The following is a 19,010-nucleotide window of genomic DNA, read 5'->3' as shown; positions in this document are numbered from 1 at the left end:
GGATGAGATCTGTTGCAAGTAGTTTTGCCACTTAATTATGGTAAAAAAGGTTTTTCGATTAATTTATCAACTATCTGTTTCCTTTTTCCCCACAACAGTGTCAGGGGATTTTTTTCTGCATGCTGATTCCTTTATCTATAGGCGTTTGTTATCGTTCGCCGGTAGATAAAAGTAAGTAAGAGAAGAGAAGGCGTGAAATGACAAGTCGTTGGGGCAAATACCTACTAAGTGGAATAATGATTGCCGTTCTGGCAGGTTGCCAATCTCGGCCAACCGATCGTGGGCAGCAATATAAAGATGGGCGTTTGGAGCATCCACTGGAGTTAGTGAATGAACCACACGCAACAGGTAAGCCAGTCAACGCCAAAGATTTCTCTGATCAGGTGAAAGTGATTAACCAATCTTCACCGGGTCTGTATAACCGCAACAGTAGTACATTCAATGCGGTGGAAAATTGGATGTTAGCCGGAGCAGATACCAGTAAGTTAAGCCTGTTTGGTTTGAATGCTTATCAGATGGAAGGTGTGGATAATTTTGGTAATGTACAATTTACCGGTTACTACACGCCGGTGCTTCAGGCTCGCTATACCCCACAAGGCGAATTCCGCCATCCACTTTATCGCATGCCTGCTAAAGGAAAGGGGCGTCTACCTGATCGCGCAGCTATATATGCCGGCGCATTGGATAGCAAAAATTTAGTTATCGCCTACACCAATTCGCTGGTAGATAACTTTATGATGGAGGTACAGGGCAGTGGATATGTTGATTATGGTGATGGGCGACCACTGACTTTCTTCGGTTATGCGGGGAAAAATGGTCATGCTTATCGCAGCATTGGCAAAGTGCTGATTGACCGTGGGGAAGTGGCAAAAGCGGATATGTCGATGCAAGCTATCCGTCATTGGGCTGAAACTCACAGTGAAGCTGAGGTCAGAGAGTTATTAGAGCAGAACCCATCCTTTGTGTTCTTCAAACCGGAAATGTATGCGCCGGTGAAAGGAGCCAGTGCTGTGCCATTGATAGCCAAAGCTTCAGTTGCTGCTGATCGTTCACTGATTCCACCGGGCACAACACTATTGGCCGAAGTTCCTTTATTGGATAATCAGGGTAAATTTACCGGCCAATATCAGATGCGCTTAATGGTGGCACTGGATGTTGGTGGCGCGATTAAAGGCCAACATTTTGATATTTATCAGGGGATTGGTCACGAAGCAGGGCAAGCTGCTGGCTTCTATAACCATTATGGCCGCGTTTGGGTGTTAAAAAATGCGCAAAGTAATGGGCCGCTGTTCACCGCTTATCAAAGTGGCAAAGCAACAGCTCAATCAGGCGATGGTTCCTCACTATTAGTCAGGAATCAAGGCCAGTAGATCAGCGGTTGATGTGATTGATTCTACTCTTTCTCAGGCGGCCAATTGGCCGCTTTTGTATTCGTATTATTTCTACAGGCTATAAAGGTAATAAGTTATGAAGGTAACAAGTCTATGAACACAGCCTATTCCGAAGCTTATCAACAGCGATTTGGTGGCATTGCTCGCCTTTATGGGCAGCAAGCGCTGACACTTTTTTCGCAGGCGCATATTTGTGTTATCGGTATCGGTGGCGTGGGTTCATGGGCAGCTGAAGCACTAGCGCGTACAGGTATTGGTGCGATCACCTTGATTGATATGGATGATGTTTGTGTCACAAATACTAATCGTCAGATCCATGCTTTACGCAGCAATGTCGGGCAGGCTAAAACAGCAGTGATGGCAGAGCGTATTTTAGCTATCAATCCTGAATGCCAAGTGACTTGTATTGATGATTTTATTACTGCGGATAATGTTGCCGAGCTTTTAGATAAAAATTTTAGCTATGTTATTGATGCTATTGATAGTGTTCGTCCCAAAGCAGCACTGCTGTCCTATTGCCGTCGGTATAAAATCCCGGTAGTGACCACCGGTGGTGCCGGCGGGCAAATTGATCCGACTCGCATTGAGGTAGTGGATCTGGCGAAAACCATTCAGGATCCGTTAGCGGCAAAGTTACGTGAAAGGCTAAAAAGTGATTTTAACGTAGTGAAAAACAGCAAAGGCAAATTGGGAATCGACTGTGTGTTCTCCAGTGAGCCATTAGTTTACCCGCAAAGTGATGGTTCTGTGTGTGCGTCGCGCAGTACTGCTGAAGGGCCGAAAAAGATGGATTGTACCTCCGGTTTTGGCTCGGCCACGATGGTCACCGCCACGTTTGGCTTTGTTGCGGTGTCCCATGCATTGAAGAAAATGATGGCGAAAGCCGCCCGTCAGGGGCAATAGCCATCATTGCACATATTTAGCCGCAATCGCCCGCACACCCTGCGCCAGTGCTTGTAAACCGCTGGCGCGCGAGGTACTTAATTGCTGCCGTAACCCCAATTGCTCAAACAGTGCCAAGGGATCTTCTGTCAGTACCTGCTGCGGGGTTTTGCCTTCCACGGTTGTCAGAATAACGGCCAACAACCCACGAACAATGCGGCCCTCGCTATCACCGTAGAAATGTAAACGACCATCCGGTAAGCACTCATGACCCAGCCACACTCGGTTTTCACACCCCGTTAGCTCCAGTTCATTTTGTTTTAGTGCTTCGGGCAATGGCGGAAGTTGTTTGGCCAGCAGGATTAACTGGCGGTAGCGGTCTTCCCACTGTTTATGAGCACTGAATGTCTCAAGCAGATTAGCAGCAGTGATATCGTGACCAAAGGGGTGTGGGGCAATCATCATTTTTTTCTCTTATTAGCGATTAATCTTGCAATAATTCCAGTGCCTTAGCGATCGCCGTACACAAAGTTTCAACGTCGTTTTCTGTATTATAAGGCGCAAATGAAGCGCGCAGGCTGCCGCTTATCCCCAATGCTGCCATTAATGGTTGAGCACAATGTTGTCCAGCGCGTAGCGCGATCCCTTGTTCTGCCAATAACGTCGCTAAATCGCTGTGATGAACACCATCAAAAGTGAATGCTAACAAACTTGATTGTTGGCAACGGAAGCTACGAAAGCCCGGCAATTGAGCCAGTTTATTTTCCGCTAATATCGCCAGGTTTTGGCTATAAGTTTCGGCCTCGTCCAGGTCGATGTGTTCGAGCCAACTGAGCACGGCCGATAAACCAATCACGCCAGCAATATTAGGCGTCCCAGCTTCAAAGCGGTAGGGTACTTCGTGAGGCGTAAAACCGCCGAATGAGGCATGGGTTAGCATTTTACCGCCACCTTGCCAGGCGGGCATTTCTTTTAGCAGTTCAGATTTACCATACAGTACGCCAATACCGGTTGGCCCATACAATTTGTGGGCGGAAAAAGCATAAAAATCAATATCAAGCGCTTGAACATCTGCTGGACTATGAACAATGCCTTGTGCACCATCAACCATAACGATGCAGCCATGTTGATGGGCGAGTTCGATGGCTTCGGCTAATTGTGGGCTACCGCCTGTCACGTTAGACATCTGACCTAGCGCTAATATGCGGGTTTTATTGCTAAATAACTGCGGTAATAACGATAGGTTAGGCAGATGATCCTGATCGATCGGCAACTTAATGATTCGGGCACCCGTTTGTTCGGCAACCATAAGCCAGGGTATTAAGTTGGCATGATGTTCTGCTTCGCTAACAATAATTTCATCCCCAGCCTGTAGGCGAGGGCGAGCATAACTTTGCGCTACCAGATTAACGGCTTCAGTTGTACCGCGAGTCCAAATGATATTTTCTGCGTCTGGCGCATTGATAAAGTCAGCTACCTGCTGGCGGGTTGCTTCAAAACGAGCGGTCAATGACAACGCCGATTGATGTTGGCTACGATGCACTGTTGCGGCGTCTTGCTGATAAAATAACTGGGTCGCTTCAATCATGGCGCGTGGTTTCAGGGCCGTCGCTGCGCTGTCCAGATAGATTATTTCATCGTTAATTGCCGGAAATTCCTGGCGAAAATCCGTTGGATTAAAAGACTTCATTCTGTTGTTCGCATCCTTTGGTTCACTTCGGAACTGTCTCATTTTAGCCACAATTAGCCCACTAATGGCCTTGGCGGCTGGCAATATGTCTCAAGAGGGTTATGCTGAATAGTAACGGACATAACCATTTGTCTGGTAATGGAAACGATATTTTTAGCATTTTAATCTGCAAGGAGTCACCCATGAAAAAGACAGCTGCCGTAATCTCTGCACTTATGCTCACTTTTACCTTAGCAGCGTGTTCAAGCAATTATGTCATGCACACTAATGATGGTCGCACTATCGTTGCTGATGGTAAACCTAAAGTAGATGATGAAACGGGGATGATAAGTTATACCGATGCCAATGGTACCGAACAGCAAATTAATCGTTCAGAAGTAAAAGAAATGGCTGAGGGCAAGTAGTTAAACTGCGAAGTGGTTCTCAAAAAGAAGCCTGATCCGGTTTGGAAACCCGCTACAACAACTCAAATTTAAGCATAACTATGTGCAATGCAAAGTGTCGCTTACATTTAGTTTTTGAAAAGAAATAAGCAGGCTCTGAAAATAAGGCCAAAAAAAAGCACCGCGAAAATAGCGGTGCTGCATAAAATCACTATGGACAGACAGGGTAAATGTACAGGAAGTGAAAAAAAACAGTAGCTTAGCTACTATGTCTGGCACACCAGACCATTTGCAAACACAACATCACAACCACAAAGCCAAAAGCAATTCAGTACCTGGATACTAAACCTACTTTTCGTTCCGGCTTGGGAAGTGCCGCCACTATAGGTATTTGCTGGCGCATCATCAACGGACAATTTATAATGTCTCGGATTACAAAAACTAATAAGTAAACAAAGGGTTTCATCTGAAGATGAGCCGTTATAAAAAAGTATCCAATTCATGTCAAAACGATTACCACCACTGAACGCTTTGCGGGTCTTCGATGCGGCCGCACGCCACCTGAGTTTTACTAAAGCGGCTGATGAATTATTTGTCACGCAAGCCGCTGTTAGCCACCAGATAAAGTCACTGGAGGATTTTCTCGGACTAAAACTGTTCCGTCGGCGTAACCGTTCTTTGCTGCTGACCGAAGAAGGGCAGAGTTATTACCTCGACATCAAAGAGATTTTTACCTCCATCAATGAAGCCACTCGCAAATTGCAGGCACGTAGTGCTAAAGGTGCTCTGACCGTCAGTCTTCCCCCCAGTTTTGCTATCCAATGGTTGGTTCCTCGTCTGTCTGGATTTAATGCGGCTTATCCGGGCATTGATGTCAGAATTCAGGCGGTAGACCGAGAAGAGGATAAACTCGCTGATGATGTCGATGTGGCGATATTTTACGGCCGAGGAAATTGGACTGGCTTGCGTACTGAACGCCTGTATGCCGAATTCTTGCTTCCTGTTTGTGCTCCCAGCCTGCTAATGGGCGAGAATGGATTAAAAGTACCGGCAGATCTGGCTAATCACACCCTGTTGCATGATACTTCCCGCCGAGATTGGATGGCGTATACCCGTCAATTGGGTGTACCGCAGATTAATGTGCAGCAAGGCCCAATATTTAGCCACAGTGCGATGGTGGTTCAGGCTGCTGTTCATGGTCAAGGTATTGCGTTGGTGAATAACGTTATGGCGCAATCTGAGATTGAAGCGGGTCGATTGGTGTGCCCGTTTAGCGATGTGCTAGTGAGTAAAAATGCTTTTTATCTGGTTTGTCATGACAGTCAGGCAGAACTGGGTAAAATAGCCGCCTTTCGTCAGTGGATACTGGCAAGAGCGGCTAGCGAGCAGGAAAAGCTACGCTTTCGCTACGAGAACTAATTTTAATTATTAGGCGATATTAATTTAAGGTTTATGACGATGAATGGTCGTTTAATGCTGATATTTGCTGCCCTGAGCGGTTTTTTCTATGTTGCTTTCGGTGCCTTTGGGGCGCATGTATTGAGTGCCTCTTTGGGGGCGAATGAAATGGCTTGGGTTCATACCGGGCTGGAGTATCAGGGATTCCATACACTGGCTATCCTGGCACTCGCTGTTGCCATGCAACGGCAGATAAGTATCTGGTTTTACTGGAGTGGTGCCTTGTTAGCACTCGGAATATTACTCTTTAGTGGCAGTTTATACTGCCTGGCTCTATCGCACCTGAAATTGTGGGTATATATCACGCCAGTGGGCGGAGTATGTTTTCTGGCGGGATGGATTTTGATGTTGATTGGCGCGCTGCGTCTAAGAAAAAGGGCAGAACGCCATGAATAATAAAATTGCTTTATATTGCCGCTCAGGTTTTGAGAAAGAGTGCGCGGCGGAAATTACCGCCAAAGCAGCACAGCTCGAAATCTTTGGTTTCGCTCGGGTAAAAGAAAATAGCGGTTATGTGTTGTTTGAATGTTATCAGTTGGAAGATGCGGATCGTTTGATTCGTGAAGTGCCATTCCGCGAATTGATTTTCGCCCGCCAAATGATGGTTGTGGGTGAGCTACTGAAAGATTTACCGCCGGAAGATCGCGTATCGCCAATCGTTGGTATGTTAACCGGTGTTGTCGAGAAAGCCGGTGAACTGCGAGTTGAAGTTGCTGACACCAATGAAAGCAAAGAGTTGCTTAAGTTTTGCCGTAAGTTGACGGTGCCGTTGCGTAATGCAATGCGTGAGCAAAAAATTCTGTCTGCCCGTGAGAATCCTCATCGGCCAGTGGTGCATGTATTCTTTATTGCATCGGGTTGTTGTTATGTTGGTTATTCTTATAGCAACAATAACTCCCCGTTTTATATGGGGATCCCGCGCCTTAAGTTCCCATCTGATGCCCCAAGCCGTTCAACTCTTAAACTGGAAGAAGCTTTCCATGTGTTTATCCCCGCAGACGAATGGGAAGAGCGTTTAGCCAGTGGTATGCATGCTGTCGATTTAGGCGCTTGTCCCGGTGGTTGGACTTATCAGTTAGTGCAACGCAGCATGATGGTTCAGGCCATTGATAATGGCTTGATGGCACAAAGCTTGATGGATACCGGGCAGGTTACGCACCATCGCGTAGACGGTTTTAAATATGAGCCAACACGTAGCAATATTTACTGGTTAGTGTGCGATATGGTGGAAAAACCGGCTAAAGTTACCCAACTTATTATTAAATGGCTGGTCAATGGTTGGTGTCGTGAGGCGATTTTTAACCTGAAGTTACCGATGAAAAAGCGTTTTGAAGTTGTTTCAGAAAATCTGGAAATGATTGATGAACAGCTAAAAGAAAATGGTATTAATGCCCATATTCAGGCTAAGCAGCTCTATCATGACCGCGAAGAAGTTACGGTGCATGTGCGGCGTATTTGGTCTGGTGTGCCGGGCCGTCGTGATGAGCGTTTTTAAATTTTAGTGATAGACCGGTACCTGTATGTATTACCCATTTTGTCGCACCGAGAGTGGCGGGGCGACTGCACCGATGGGCGCTCCGACGGCTTACGCCGTTACGACCCATTCGGCACATTTCCCCGCTTATTAACTTTGTCAGCAGTCTGCAAGGGGCCAATTGGCCCCTTAGTTTTTTATGCTGATATCACCGATTCAAACGTAACTGCTGCAAGTTGCCACTTAATGGTAAATCAGTTTTAAGGGTCGCTATTTGTTTGCAAATAAAGGCCATTTCCTGATGCTGTTGCAACTTTTTACGCCATTTTTCTGGCACTGAGTCCAGCTCCTGATAGAGTTCCTCCAGGCTGCTGGCTTGTTGCAATAACAGCGCGGCAGTTTTTGCTCCAATACCGGCGACTCCCGGAATTTTGCTACTACTGATCCCAGCAAGCCCCCAGTAGTCAGGTAATTGGTGCGGTAAAACGCCAAACTCCTGCTTGACGAACGGCATATCCAGCCAGCGTTTTTGGAAGTAATCGCGAATCTGAACATTTGGCGCCAACAGTTGGCAATAGCCTTTGTCGGTAGAAACAATAGTGACCTGATGCCCCGCCCCACCAATCTTTACTGCTAAAGTCGCAGCGAGGTCATCCGCTTCATTGCCCGGCGAACTCCAGCAATTAACCCCCAATGAGTTAAATGCTTCACGGATCAGCGGCATCTCTTGTTGCAGATTATCTGGCATTGGTGAGCGGCCCGCTTTGTAATCAGGCAGAGATTGATGACGCCAACTATCCGAGCGGTCATCTTCATCAAAAACGGCGACTGCATGGGTTGGCTGGCTATGTGAAATCAGCTGTTGCAGTGCATGCTGACAAGCATTAACGCTAGGTGAACCTTGCACCGCATGAATGCGACGAATCAGATTAAGGGCATCAACAATAAGAAGGTGGATTTGCATTAACGGTCTTAAAACCTATCCCATAAGGGCTATTTTATTGGCCCTGCTTTGCTATAAAGAGCGAACCACCTGATGGTGCTCAAATAACCTTCAGCTAGCGCCAGCCGGACGTCCGTACCAGCGCTATCGCTAAGGGGTATTTATTCTTTAACTACAGATTTCATAGCAAGGTGTATAAGCACTGCCTGGTAATTTCATCCGCTGCTGGATAATAAAACCTTGCAACAGCTGGTCCATGTGTTTCATTAGTAGAGGATCACCATGCAACTTGAATGGCCCGTGAGCTTCAATGGCATGGATACCCACTTCTTTAACGTTACCCGCCACAATACCGGAGAAAGCGCGGCGTAATGCAGCAGCCAGCTTCTCTGGGGGTTGGTTGTGGGATAAGTCTAGGTTGGCCATGTTCTCATGAGTCGGTTCAAAGGGGTGCTGCAAGTCTGACTCGATACGCATAGACCAGTTGAAACTATAAGCGTCACCGGTATTACGGCGATTTTCTTTCACCAATGGCATCGCTTTTTTCATCTGACGAGCGACTTCATCCGGGTTATCAATAATTATCTGGTAGTATTCACGTGCTTTATCACCCAGAGTGTTCATGATGAATTCATCCACAACTCTGAAGTAATCTGCACTCTCTTTTGGCCCGGTCAGGATCAGAGGTAAAACCTGCTCCTCATTATCCGGATTCATCAGAATACCTAACAAATAGAGCAACTCTTCTGCTGTTCCCACGCCACCAGGGAAAATAATGATGCCATGAGCGATACGAACAAAGGCCTCTAGCCGTTTTTCAATGTCTGGCATGATAATCAGTTCATTGACTAACGGGTTTGGTGGTTCTGCAGCAATGATTGATGGTTCGGTCATACCGATAAAGCGGCCTTGTTTGTAACGTTGTTGGGCATGACCCACTGCGGCACCTTTCATCGGTGCTTCCATGGCTCCCGGCCCACAGCCGGTGCAGATATTCAATTCACGCAAACCTAACTGGTTGCCGACTTTACGGGCATACAAGTATTCGGTTTCATTGATTGAATGGCCGCCCCAGCACACAATCATATTCGGATCTTCATCAAGATGCAGGGCACGGGCATTACGCAAAATTGAAAAGACCAAATTGGTCAAATGGTTGGAGCTTTCCATATTCAGATGTTGGAAACGCTCGGCGTTTACGATTTGACCATTAACAAACAGAATGTCACGTAAGACTGCAAACAAGTTTGCCTGCAAAGAGCGAATAATTTTACCATCAACAAAAGCATGCTCTGGTGGATTAACCAGTTCGAGTTTTACACCACGTTCGCGGCGCAGCACATTGATATCAAAGGTTTCATAGCGAGATAAAAGCTCTTTGCTGTTATCAGTCAGACTACCTGAGTTAAGAACAGCCAATGAGCAATTACGGAATAAACGGTACAGATCACTACTGGCTGTACGTTTGAGCATATCCACTTCGAACTGTGATAACAGATCCATTGAGCCGAGTGGGCTGACATGTGTAATCAAAGTTACTCCTTTACACCCCTAAGGGTGGTAGTGCGTATGTATCAGAGTGCTGCTTTCTGTTTTCCGTGGAATATCAGAGAGACCACTAAGTATCCATTACTGATTTTTATACTGAAAATAGCATAAGGAACCTATAAATAACCTTAACGTCGTCGCTTACTTTTTGCCAATACTAACGTGCTGCTGGTGATAAAGTTGCGCAGGTGTACGCATTTATTGTCGCGCCAGGCGGCCAGTCAATGGCACAAAATCAGTATTGGAACGCCATGGATTGATATCCAGCCCTCCGCGACGGGTATAACGCGCATAAACGGATAGTGTCTCAGGCTGACAGAAACGCATAATGTCATTGAAAATGCGTTCGACACACTGCTCGTGAAACTCATTATGATGGCGGAAAGAGATAAGATAGCGCAGTAAGGCTTCGCGGTTAATTTGCGGGCCACTGTAGCTTATTTGGACAGAACCCCAATCTGGTTGGTGAGTTATCAGACAGTTAGATTTTAGCAAGTGGCTGACCAGGCTCTCTGTTACGCGGTTTTTACCTGCTGCACCTTGCAGATAATCGGCATTGAATTCATAACTGTCGATATAGAGATCTTGCTCATCCAGACATTCTCCCGAGAAGTTGGCTATCGGTTGATGTGTCATTTCATCCAGACGGTATAGGGTGATACTCACCTCTCCTTGGGCACAGGCGGATAAATCCTGTTGCAAAGTAGTGCGTACACTTTCCCAATCAGTAAACACTGTTTGGTTAAAACTGTTGAGGTAAAGTTTAAAGCTTTTTGACTCAATGAGATTAACGCTATCAGCATTTAGGCTAATTTCACCTATAGCAACTTGTGGTAAGCCTTTACTGTTTAGCCAGGATAGCTCATATAACGTCCAGATATCAGCGCCATGAAAGGGCAGATTATCGGGATATAAACCGAGAGGTTCGCGGTTTATACTGCGTGGCACGGCCTGCAATAAGGTCACATCGTAGTGATCACAATACGCGGTGGGTTTGCCCAGCGTCAGTTCCGCCAGAGCCTTGTGGTCTTGATATGAAGACATGCTGTTCCCATGATGAGAGAAAGGTACAATAGCTGTAGTTTATCAATTAATGCCGCGTTTAACTGCATTTCTAAGTAGGGTAACGCCTTTACCTTGGTGCAGCGCAAGCCGCCCCGACACAGAGAATAAGAATGGACCAGAACGTTTCAACGGCACTCAAGAGCTTTACTCAGCGCTATATTGACTTATGGCAGCAGCAAACCGGGCGACCACCTGCCAGTGAGGAGCTTTATGGGGTACCTTCTCCCTGTAATATAGAAACTCAGGATAATCAGGTGTTTTGGTTGCCGCAGCCTTTTGTTGGTGAAGCTAATCTTGCCAATGTTGAACGGGCACTGGAGATTCAGCTTCATCCAGATATCCATGAGTTTTATACCCAACAATATGCCGGGGACATGAAAGCTGATTTAGGTGATCACCGTTTTACCTTGCTTCAGGTCTGGAGCGAGGACGATTTCATTCGTTTACAGGAAAATCTCATTGGTCATTTGGTGACACAGAAAAGACTGAAACTCTCGCCAACACTGTTTTTAGCGACAACGGAATCGGAAATGACCATGGCCTCACTGTGTAATGTTAGTGGCAATATGGTGTTAGAGGAGTTTGGTAGCGGTAAACGGACATTACTGGCATCGACTCTTGCTCATTTTCTGGATGCATTACGTCCTGTATTTCCTGAATAAAGATAAGATTATTGCCCATCCCAGCACAGCTCGTGTGAGAGATGTCTCACACGAGCTGTGAGACATCACTTCTATTCCTTTTATGTGAAATTATTGTATTAGATTTATCTTCAATAAAATCACTTTGTTACAAACATTCATTTTTTTATATATAAAAGCATCTTCCCCATTCTTCTTACAGTACCTTGCCTCTCTTTGTCGATTAAGCGATCCTTTACTCGCCCGATAGGATCTGGCGGAAAGGACGGTATCAGGATGGTGCCACTTCAGGATGAAGGACTCAGGGACTGCTTAGGATGAGTGAAGGGATGTTTCAGGAAGAAACAAAGGACACCTCCAGGATGGAGATTGAGAGCCAGTCCAGGATGATTGGTGGGTTAGGATAACTTCAGGATTGGCACTGGGATGGTGTAGGACAACGCGACGGATTGCTGGTTAGGATAACCGCACGGAAAAGTTTTCAAGGATTGAGCAGGGAGCATCACTTTTAGCTGGATTGCTATGAAACGAATAGAGGGGTACTGGTAAAACAGTACCCCTTTTTTTATCCACATTTTGCTCAATCTACTCTAGTCGTCTAGGGTGTGAGTTTGGGCATCTTGTTCTTCAATGGTATGCTTGGCCGCCGTTGAACCAGCCCGGTGAATAGTTATTTTTTGGTTGAGAGCATAATCATGAATACAGAAAATCAGGTGCGCCAGAGCCTACAGAATATCGAGCTTGCCATGCGGGCCATTGATCTTTGGCAAACAGTTCCGCCACAAGCCGAGGCTTTTGAAAGTAATGAGCCTTTTAGCATTGATACTATGGATGCTGAGCAGTGGTTACAATGGGTACTTATCCCTCGGATGTATGCATTGTTGGAATCGAAAGGGCCACTCCCCACTCGATTTGCTATTACACCCTACTTTGAAGAAGCGCTGACTGGCGAGGATCGCCCGGATTGCACCTTGCTGCTGGTAGAATTACAGCGTCTCGATGACCTGCTGAATAAAGAAAATCACTAATGCTGGAAATACTCTATCAAGACGAACATATAGTTGCGGTAAATAAACCAGCCGGCTGGTTAGTTCACCGCAGTTGGCTGGATAGCAATGAAACCGTATTTGTCATGCAAACAGTACGTGATCAAATTGGCCAGCATGTTTATACCGTTCATCGCCTGGACCGCCCGACATCGGGTGTGCTGCTGATGGCACTGTCCAGCGATGTGGCTCGTGCCCTTTCGTTGCAATTTGAACAGCATCAGATTCAGAAAACCTATCATGCGGTCGTTCGTGGATACGTGCTAGAAGATGGCACTATTGATTATGAGATGACTGAAGAGTTAGACAAGATTGCGGATAAATTTGCTCGCCCCGATAAAGCACCGCAGCCTTCAGTTACCCATTATCAGGCCTTGGCTCAAGTGGAAGTGCCTATTGCCATCGGGCGCTATGACACTTCGCGCTTTAGTTTAATGCAGTTAAAACCAGAAACGGGCCGTAAACACCAACTTCGTCGACATATGGCGCATATTCGCCATCCGATCATCGGTGACAGTGCCCACGGCGATCTGCGTCAGAATCGTGGAGTTGCAGAACATTTTGATTGCTCGCGGCTCATGCTTCATGCCAGTCATTTACATCTGAATCATCCAGTGACCGGAGAGTCGCTCAGTTTGACGGCGCGTTGGGATGAATCCTGGCAACAGCTGATGTCACATTTTGGTTGGCTGGGGATTGTCCCTCATCTTGAAAGGGTTGAGTTTGCAGCAACGGCGAGTCAGGATAGTGCGTAATTTTTCTCGTTAAAAGGACAACTTTTTATGGCTCAGGTCGGGATTTTCGTCGGCACTGTGTACGGTAACTCACTTTTAGTTGCAGAAGAAGCCGAGAGCATACTGAAAGAGCAGGGGCATGAGGTCAAAGTGTTCGATGAAGGCACTTTAGAGGCCTGGCAGTATTATCGTCAACATTATGCACTGGTGGTGACCTCGACAACCGGGCAGGGTGATTTCCCAGATAGCATTGCTTCGCTCTTTATCGCCGTGCGTGATCAGGTTGGATTCCAACCAGAATTGCGCTATGGCATCATTGCGTTAGGTGATAGCAGTTATGATAATTTCTGCGGAGCCGGTCGTGCATTTGATGAGTTATTACAAGAGCAGGGTGCGACGAGAATTGGCGAAAGGCTAGAGATTGATGCTATTGAACATCCGGAACCTGAGGTTGTTTCAGCTTCGTGGGTGGAGCAGTGGGGCCGTCTACTTCAATAACTATTTATTTCAATAACTGTTTATTTCAATAATTATACCCGCCATGCTTTAACTCGAATTATTTAGGGAATATATCTCTATCCATGATAGTTGCAGGTGAGAGCGATGTTTATTCACCTGCAACACCAATGACTTTAGTGATACAACCTATTTAGCGACCGCTGGTCAGTTTTTCCAGGTCAGCTTCAATTTCAGCAATCTTATTGGTCACTACACTCTCTAAATGACGCAAGTCATCCAGAATCTTACGTTTCAGATCAACTTCAACTTGATCGCGTTTGCACAGTTGATCAAGTTCATCAATGACATAGCGTAGATTTGGGTTGATTTCATTGATTTCTTTGTAGCCATGACCAGCATTATCAGCAACCACAGTTTTGCGTTGGCGTGGGTATTTGAACTTTACACTCTTAGCAAAAAACTCACCTTTATCTTTGCGGAAGTAAATTTTCAGAATGTCGTTATTGGCCTCCTGACGCAGGCTATAGCGATCGACATCTTCTGGTTGTGTGATTCCTAAGCTTTTCAGATTGTCATACATAGCGCCACCCTTATAGGTATATATTCCACAGTTTATGATTATGACGGTAATTTTCGCCAAAAAATGTGATTAACTCACAAGGCAAAAAAATAGCGGGGGATTAGCCCGCTATCTTCAATCTTAGTCGATGGTGCGTAATAACTCATTGATACCGACTTTTCCACGGGTTTTCGCATCCACTTTCTTCACGATAACCGCGCAGTACAGGCTGTAGCTACCATCTTTTGATGGCAGATTACCTGAAACAACGACAGAGCCTGCGGGAACGCGACCATAATGGATTTCACCCGTTTCACGATCATAAATACGGGTGCTTTGACCGATAAATACGCCCATGGAAATAACCGAGCCTTCTTCAACGATAACCCCTTCGACCACTTCTGAACGTGCGCCGACAAAGCAGTTGTCTTCGATAATGGTCGGGTTAGCTTGCAGTGGCTCCAACACGCCACCAATGCCAACACCGCCAGACAAGTGAACATTCTTACCGATTTGTGCGCAAGAACCCACAGTTGCCCAGGTGTCGACCATGGTGCCTTCATCAACAAAGGCACCGATATTAACGTAGGAAGGCATTAGTACAGTATTGCGCGCAATGAATGCGCCCTTACGCACGGTTGCCGGTGGGACGACACGGAAACCTTCACGTTGGAAACGGGCTTCATCATAGCCTGCAAACTTCATTGGGACTTTATCGTAGTAACGCGTTTCTGCCCCTTCCATGACTTGATTGTCATTGATGCGGAAAGATAGCAGCACGGCTTTTTTCAGCCACTGATGGGTAACCCACTGACCGTCAATCTTTTCTGCAACCCGCAGAGCACCGGTATCCAGTAAATCAATTACATGGTTAATCGCTTCGCGCGTGACGGTATCAACATTCGCCGGAGTGATATCTGCACGGCGTTCGAAAGCGGTTTCAATAACGTTCTGTAGTTGCTGCATCCTGTTCTTTCCTGATGTTATACCCTTCGTACTTGAAGCCATTGCAGTGTGAGCAATAACGTCAATGATCTTGGGGGGTCGATTGTAAGAAAATTAATGACTAAAAAGTTATTTGTATCACAGTTTATCGTTTGGATTGAGGGTATCTGTCAACCGTTGTGCTAATTCACGACGCGTTTCAATGCTTAAAGCACGGCGATCCTTATCAGCTAACACAAATAAATCCTCAACACGCTCGCCGATGGTGGTGATACGCGCACTATGCAGTGATAACCCTAAATCAGCGAAAATGTCACCGACGCGTGCCAGTAAGCCTGGCTGGTCTAGAGCAATAAGCTCCAGATAAGTCCGGCGTTCGTTATGTGTTGGTAAGAAATTAGTTTCAGTCGGTACACTGAAATGGCGTAATTTGGGCGATAGACGTCTTACCCGTGGGTGTTGATAGTTTTGTCGGGTCATCGCTTGCTGCAAGGCATGGATGATAATAGGGTGCCTATCTTGCGCTAATGGGCTGCCATCAGGTTCCAATACAATGAAGGTATCCATCGCCATGCCATCTCGGTTGGTAAAAATCTGTGCGTCATGGACACTCAGGTTGCGGCGATCTAGCTCACCTACCACGGCGGCAAACAACGACGGGCGATCAGGGCACCAGATAAAGATTTCGGTCCCACCACGAGTAGCCTGGCGGCTGACCAATACCAATGGTTTTGTCGAGTCATGTTCCAGTAGATGGCGAGCATGCCAGGCCAATTGATTGGGTGAATGACGTAGGAAATAATCCGCCCGACAGCGGCTCCAGATATGGTGCAGCGCTTCTTCATCAATATTATCCATGCGCAGCAGTGCCAACGCCTGAAGCCGATGATGGCGGACGCGTTCGCGTAAATCTGGGCTGTTTTGCATACCACGGCGCAGTTGTTTCTCTGTAGCGAAATAGAGTTCACGTAACAGGCTTTGCTTCCAGCTATTCCACAGGTTTTCATTGGTGGCACAAATATCAGCTACTGTCAGGCTGACTAAATAGCGCAAGCGGGTTTCACTTTGTACTTCTGCTGAAAATTGCTGTATCACCGCCGGGTCTTGAATATCGCGCCGTTGAGCGGTAACTGACATCAGTAAATGGCAGCGTACCAGCCAGGCGACAAGTTGGGCCTCGCGGGAGTTCAGCCCATGCTGTTCGGCAAATTCCAGTACATCGTGCGCGCCCAATATTGAATGATCGCCGCCACGTCCCTTGGCGATATCGTGGAATAGCGCAGCCAGTAGCAACAGTTCAGGTTGAGGTAAGCGCGGATAAAGTTCGACACAAAGAGGGTGGCGCGGGCGGGTGCTTTCATCGGCGAAACTTTCGAGTTTAAGTAACACTCGGATTGTGTGCTCATCGACGGTATAAGCATGAAACAGGTCAAACTGCATCTGCCCGACAATACTGCCCCACTGCGGCATATAAGCCCACAGCACACTGTGGCGATGCATAGGTAACAGCGCTCGGGAAACGGCACCCGGATGGCGTAAAATGGCCATAAACAGTTTGCGTGCTTCAGGGATATTACATAATGGCTGCTTCAGGTGACGACGGGCATGGCGTAAACGGCGTACCGTGGTGGAGTAAATACCTTTAATATCCTGATTGCGCACCATGAGATAAAACATGCGCATAATGGCTTCAGGTTTATCAACAAAGAGATTTTCATCACGCAAATCGATTAAATCGCCACGTAATTGAAATTCATCATCCAGCGGCCGCGGTTTCTCATTGGTATCCAGCGCCAATATGGCTTCATCAAATAGCTGTAACAGCATGTTGTTCAGCTCACTGACCCGGCGAGTCATGCGATAAAAATCTTTCATCATGCGTTCGACCGGCTCATTCCCTTCGCCTTGATATTGCAAAAGTTGGGCAACACTCAGTTGGCGGTCAAACAGCAGGCGGTTATCGTAGCGGGTCAGTACCAAATGCAAGGCAAAGCGGATGCGCCACAAAAAACTTTGGCTTTCAATCAGCTCGTTGCGCTCGGCTTTAGTGAGAAAACCAAAATCAACCATCTCACTCAACGACGTCGCACCAAAATGGCGACGGGCAACCCACTGAAGAGTATGAATATCCCTTAATCCGCCGGGGCTGCTTTTGATATCCGGTTCCAGATTATAACTGGTGCCGTGATAGCGTTTATGCCGCTCTTGTTGCTCCACCACTTTGGCATGGAAAAATTTTGGCGAGGGCCAGAAGTTGTCGCTGAAAATGTGTTTTTGCATCTGTAAGAATAGAGCAACATCGCCACAAATGAGGCGCGATTCAACCATATTGGTAGCAACGGTGAGGTCAGCCAAGCCTTCCAGCAAGCACTCTTCCAGTGTGCGCACACTGTGGCCGACTTCCAGTTTCAGATCCCAGAGTAAGGTAATCAACTGGCCGACACGCTGTGCATGCTCATCATTGAGGCGCTGTTTGGACAGAATCAGCACATCAATATCTGATAGCGGGTGCAGCTCGCCACGGCCGTAGCCACCGACGGCGACCAGCGCGGTTTCTGGCACGTCATCGAAGCCATAGAATGTCCACAGTCGGCCTAACAGGCGATCAATGTAATCACTGCGCGCAGCAATTAATGTCTCCGCGCTGATTCCGCCATTGAATGCATCAGCCAACCAGGACTGGAAAGTTTCCAATCGCTGCTTGAGTTCTGGGCAATTAAGCTCGCTATCAAGATAGGTTGCCGGTGATGCGGGCTGCTCAGGAATGACCTTCGTTACCGCGGGTAGTACAGAGTGCTCGGTGTGATTGTCAGACATATGTTTACCTGGTAAAAGACGCAGCCCATAAAAAAGCCGGCGGCTGCCGGCTTATCATTATTACTCGTGCGTTATGAGGTTGGGGATGGTGTCATCCTTGCGCAACGTCATTATTTCGCAGCCGTTATCAGTTACCACAATAGTATGCTCATACTGTGCCGACAAGCTGCGATCTTTAGTTTTTACTGTCCAGCCATCTTTCATGGTACGAATCCGGTAATCGCCAGCATTGACCATAGGTTCAATGGTAAAGGCCATGCCCGTTTGCAGCACGACACCACCATCATCAGCATCATAGTGCAGAACCTGTGGTTCCTCATGGAAACCTTCACCAATGCCGTGACCACAATATTCACGTACTACTGAGAAGTTTTCTGCTTCTACAAACTTCTGGATCTCTTTGCCCAAAGTGCGCAGACGGATACCCGGTTTAACCATTTTGATGGCCAGATACAGGCTCTCTTGTGTCACACGGCACAAGCGCTCACCAAGAATGGTTGGCTTACCGACAATAAACATTTTTGATGTGTCGCCATGAAAACCATCTTTAATCACGGTAACGTCGATATTGACGATATCGCCATCTTTCAGGACTTTTTCGTCACTTGGAATACCGTGGCAAATGACTTCATTTACTGAAATACAAACGGATTTTGGAAAGCCGTGATAGCCGAGACAAGCTGAAATGGCTTGCTGGTGGTTGGTGATATGGTCGTGACAAATACGATCAAGTTCACCGGTAGTTACGCCTGGTTTTACGTGAGGCTCAATGATTTCCAGCACTTCAGCAGCCAAGCGGCCAGCAACGCGCATTTTTTGAATATCTTCAGGTGTTTTGATTGAGATTGCCATGCAAAAATGTCCGTAGGGGCTATAGATGACCAGCCGCCGTTAGTAAATAGATATGAATAAGCAGGTGAATAAATATCATATACCCTAAATAATCTGCCGCTAATGGTACCAGCCCAGCAATTT

The 19,010-nt window shown here is 46.8% G+C and carries 19 protein-coding genes; 10 read left to right on the top strand and 9 right to left on the bottom strand.

Annotation, left to right across the window (positions count from 1 at the left end):
- Positions 1 to 197 precede the first annotated feature (197 nt).
- A complete protein-coding gene (gene mltA / locus FGL26_RS11235; RefSeq protein WP_005173262.1) occupies positions 198 to 1,370 on the top strand; it encodes a murein transglycosylase A in 1,173 nt (390 codons plus the stop codon).
- A gap of 114 nt (positions 1,371 to 1,484) precedes the next feature.
- On the top strand, positions 1,485 to 2,294 hold the full coding sequence (tcdA, locus tag FGL26_RS11230; RefSeq protein WP_005173260.1) for a tRNA cyclic N6-threonylcarbamoyladenosine(37) synthase TcdA: 810 nt from the start codon (positions 1,485 to 1,487) through the stop codon (positions 2,292 to 2,294).
- Between the two features lie 3 nt (positions 2,295 to 2,297).
- Here tcdA and csdE read toward each other — a convergent pair whose 3' ends face one another.
- Entirely contained in the window at positions 2,298 to 2,738 is a 441-nt protein-coding gene (gene csdE, locus FGL26_RS11225; RefSeq protein WP_005173257.1) for a cysteine desulfurase sulfur acceptor subunit CsdE, read from the bottom strand.
- Positions 2,739 to 2,757: 19 nt separating this feature from the next.
- Positions 2,758 to 3,963: a cysteine desulfurase CsdA gene (gene csdA, locus FGL26_RS11220; protein ID WP_005173254.1), complete on the bottom strand. Its 1,206-nt coding sequence runs from the start codon at positions 3,961 to 3,963 to the stop codon at positions 2,758 to 2,760.
- A 182-nt stretch (positions 3,964 to 4,145) separates the two neighbouring features.
- Between csdA and FGL26_RS11215 the strand changes: the two genes are divergently transcribed.
- The 4 genes from FGL26_RS11215 (at position 4,146) to rlmM (ending at position 7,299) form a co-directional block, all read left to right on the top strand.
- Positions 4,146 to 4,367 carry a YgdI/YgdR family lipoprotein gene (locus FGL26_RS11215; protein ID WP_005166349.1) on the top strand — a complete coding sequence of 74 codons (222 nt, stop codon included), beginning with the start codon at positions 4,146 to 4,148 and terminating at the stop codon, positions 4,365 to 4,367.
- Positions 4,368 to 4,847: 480 nt separating this feature from the next.
- Positions 4,848 to 5,765 carry a transcriptional regulator GcvA gene (locus tag FGL26_RS11205; protein WP_005166353.1) on the top strand — a complete coding sequence of 306 codons (918 nt, stop codon included), beginning with the start codon at positions 4,848 to 4,850 and terminating at the stop codon, positions 5,763 to 5,765.
- Between the two features lie 39 nt (positions 5,766 to 5,804).
- Positions 5,805 to 6,200, top strand: coding sequence for a DUF423 domain-containing protein (locus FGL26_RS11200; RefSeq protein WP_005173250.1), 396 nt, complete (start codon positions 5,805 to 5,807; stop codon positions 6,198 to 6,200).
- Complete coding sequence (gene rlmM, locus FGL26_RS11195) at positions 6,193 to 7,299, top strand: 23S rRNA (cytidine(2498)-2'-O)-methyltransferase RlmM (RefSeq protein WP_005173248.1); 1,107 nt, start codon at positions 6,193 to 6,195, stop codon at positions 7,297 to 7,299. The genes FGL26_RS11200 and rlmM overlap by 8 nt, the downstream gene beginning before the upstream one ends.
- A gap of 187 nt (positions 7,300 to 7,486) precedes the next feature.
- Here rlmM and xni read toward each other — a convergent pair whose 3' ends face one another.
- The 3 genes from xni to queF form a co-directional block, all read right to left on the bottom strand.
- On the bottom strand, positions 7,487 to 8,242 hold the full coding sequence (gene xni, locus FGL26_RS11185) for a flap endonuclease Xni (protein ID WP_005173244.1): 756 nt from the start codon (positions 8,240 to 8,242) through the stop codon (positions 7,487 to 7,489).
- A gap of 147 nt (positions 8,243 to 8,389) precedes the next feature.
- Positions 8,390 to 9,754: a nucleotide 5'-monophosphate nucleosidase PpnN gene (gene ppnN / locus FGL26_RS11180; RefSeq protein ID WP_005173242.1), complete on the bottom strand. Its 1,365-nt coding sequence runs from the start codon at positions 9,752 to 9,754 to the stop codon at positions 8,390 to 8,392.
- 213 nt (positions 9,755 to 9,967) lie between these two features.
- Positions 9,968 to 10,813 carry an NADPH-dependent 7-cyano-7-deazaguanine reductase QueF gene (gene queF / locus FGL26_RS11175; RefSeq protein ID WP_138060237.1) on the bottom strand — a complete coding sequence of 282 codons (846 nt, stop codon included), beginning with the start codon at positions 10,811 to 10,813 and terminating at the stop codon, positions 9,968 to 9,970.
- A gap of 131 nt (positions 10,814 to 10,944) precedes the next feature.
- Here queF and syd point away from each other — a divergent pair, with 131 nt between their 5' ends.
- The 4 genes from syd to FGL26_RS11155 all read left to right on the top strand — a co-directional run bounded on the left by syd (position 10,945) and on the right by FGL26_RS11155 (position 13,753).
- Entirely contained in the window at positions 10,945 to 11,496 is a 552-nt protein-coding gene (syd, locus tag FGL26_RS11170; RefSeq protein WP_005173239.1) for a SecY-interacting protein, read from the top strand.
- Positions 11,497 to 12,170: 674 nt separating this feature from the next.
- The gene (locus FGL26_RS11165) at positions 12,171 to 12,503 is read left to right on the top strand and encodes a YqcC family protein (RefSeq protein ID WP_005173236.1); all 333 of its coding nucleotides are present in this window, start codon (positions 12,171 to 12,173) and stop codon (positions 12,501 to 12,503) included.
- On the top strand, positions 12,503 to 13,276 hold the full coding sequence (gene truC / locus FGL26_RS11160; RefSeq protein ID WP_005173233.1) for a tRNA pseudouridine(65) synthase TruC: 774 nt from the start codon (positions 12,503 to 12,505) through the stop codon (positions 13,274 to 13,276). The genes FGL26_RS11165 and truC overlap by 1 nt, the downstream gene beginning before the upstream one ends.
- Before the next feature lie 27 nt (positions 13,277 to 13,303).
- A complete protein-coding gene (locus FGL26_RS11155; RefSeq protein ID WP_005164060.1) occupies positions 13,304 to 13,753 on the top strand; it encodes a flavodoxin in 450 nt (149 codons plus the stop codon).
- Between the two features lie 151 nt (positions 13,754 to 13,904).
- On the opposite strand, the gene FGL26_RS11150 is transcribed toward FGL26_RS11155, so the two are convergent.
- From FGL26_RS11150 to map, 4 genes are all read right to left on the bottom strand, one after another.
- Positions 13,905 to 14,294 (bottom strand): DUF3461 family protein, encoded by a 390-nt coding sequence (locus FGL26_RS11150; RefSeq protein ID WP_005164058.1) that lies wholly within the window; start codon positions 14,292 to 14,294, stop codon positions 13,905 to 13,907.
- A gap of 120 nt (positions 14,295 to 14,414) precedes the next feature.
- Positions 14,415 to 15,239 (bottom strand): 2,3,4,5-tetrahydropyridine-2,6-dicarboxylate N-succinyltransferase, encoded by an 825-nt coding sequence (gene dapD, locus FGL26_RS11145; protein ID WP_004391708.1) that lies wholly within the window; start codon positions 15,237 to 15,239, stop codon positions 14,415 to 14,417.
- Positions 15,240 to 15,356: 117 nt separating this feature from the next.
- Positions 15,357 to 18,035, bottom strand: coding sequence for a bifunctional uridylyltransferase/uridylyl-removing protein GlnD (glnD, locus tag FGL26_RS11140; RefSeq protein WP_005173232.1), 2,679 nt, complete (start codon positions 18,033 to 18,035; stop codon positions 15,357 to 15,359).
- 60 nt (positions 18,036 to 18,095) lie between these two features.
- Complete coding sequence (gene map, locus FGL26_RS11135; RefSeq protein ID WP_005173230.1) at positions 18,096 to 18,887, bottom strand: type I methionyl aminopeptidase; 792 nt, start codon at positions 18,885 to 18,887, stop codon at positions 18,096 to 18,098.
- Between the last annotated feature and the right edge of the window lie 123 nt (positions 18,888 to 19,010).

This window comes from Yersinia enterocolitica subsp. enterocolitica, assembly GCF_901472495.1.
In the GTDB taxonomy this organism is placed as follows: domain Bacteria; phylum Pseudomonadota; class Gammaproteobacteria; order Enterobacterales; family Enterobacteriaceae; genus Yersinia; species Yersinia enterocolitica.
This window is presented reverse-complemented; position numbering and strand designations above follow the sequence as displayed.

What these genes read in the sequence shown, in the direction of transcription:
- mltA (WP_005173262.1), top strand. Translation starts at nt 198, where the DNA reads ATGACAAGTCGTTGGGGCAAATACCTACTAAGTGGAATAATGATTGCC.
- tcdA (WP_005173260.1), top strand. Translation starts at nt 1,485, where the DNA reads ATGAACACAGCCTATTCCGAAGCTTATCAACAGCGATTTGGTGGCATT.
- csdE (WP_005173257.1), bottom strand. Translation starts at nt 2,738, where the DNA reads ATGATGATTGCCCCACACCCCTTTGGTCACGATATCACTGCTGCTAAT.
- csdA (WP_005173254.1), bottom strand. Translation starts at nt 3,963, where the DNA reads ATGAAGTCTTTTAATCCAACGGATTTTCGCCAGGAATTTCCGGCAATT.
- FGL26_RS11215 (WP_005166349.1), top strand. Translation starts at nt 4,146, where the DNA reads ATGAAAAAGACAGCTGCCGTAATCTCTGCACTTATGCTCACTTTTACC.
- FGL26_RS11205 (WP_005166353.1), top strand. Translation starts at nt 4,848, where the DNA reads ATGTCAAAACGATTACCACCACTGAACGCTTTGCGGGTCTTCGATGCG.
- FGL26_RS11200 (WP_005173250.1), top strand. Translation starts at nt 5,805, where the DNA reads ATGAATGGTCGTTTAATGCTGATATTTGCTGCCCTGAGCGGTTTTTTC.
- rlmM (WP_005173248.1), top strand. Translation starts at nt 6,193, where the DNA reads ATGAATAATAAAATTGCTTTATATTGCCGCTCAGGTTTTGAGAAAGAG.
- xni (WP_005173244.1), bottom strand. Translation starts at nt 8,242, where the DNA reads ATGCAAATCCACCTTCTTATTGTTGATGCCCTTAATCTGATTCGTCGC.
- queF (WP_138060237.1), bottom strand. Translation starts at nt 10,813, where the DNA reads ATGTCTTCATATCAAGACCACAAGGCTCTGGCGGAACTGACGCTGGGC.
- syd (WP_005173239.1), top strand. Translation starts at nt 10,945, where the DNA reads ATGGACCAGAACGTTTCAACGGCACTCAAGAGCTTTACTCAGCGCTAT.
- FGL26_RS11165 (WP_005173236.1), top strand. Translation starts at nt 12,171, where the DNA reads ATGAATACAGAAAATCAGGTGCGCCAGAGCCTACAGAATATCGAGCTT.
- truC (WP_005173233.1), top strand. Translation starts at nt 12,503, where the DNA reads ATGCTGGAAATACTCTATCAAGACGAACATATAGTTGCGGTAAATAAA.
- FGL26_RS11155 (WP_005164060.1), top strand. Translation starts at nt 13,304, where the DNA reads ATGGCTCAGGTCGGGATTTTCGTCGGCACTGTGTACGGTAACTCACTT.
- FGL26_RS11150 (WP_005164058.1), bottom strand. Translation starts at nt 14,294, where the DNA reads ATGTATGACAATCTGAAAAGCTTAGGAATCACACAACCAGAAGATGTC.
- dapD (WP_004391708.1), bottom strand. Translation starts at nt 15,239, where the DNA reads ATGCAGCAACTACAGAACGTTATTGAAACCGCTTTCGAACGCCGTGCA.
- glnD (WP_005173232.1), bottom strand. Translation starts at nt 18,035, where the DNA reads ATGTCTGACAATCACACCGAGCACTCTGTACTACCCGCGGTAACGAAG.
- map (WP_005173230.1), bottom strand. Translation starts at nt 18,887, where the DNA reads ATGGCAATCTCAATCAAAACACCTGAAGATATTCAAAAAATGCGCGTT.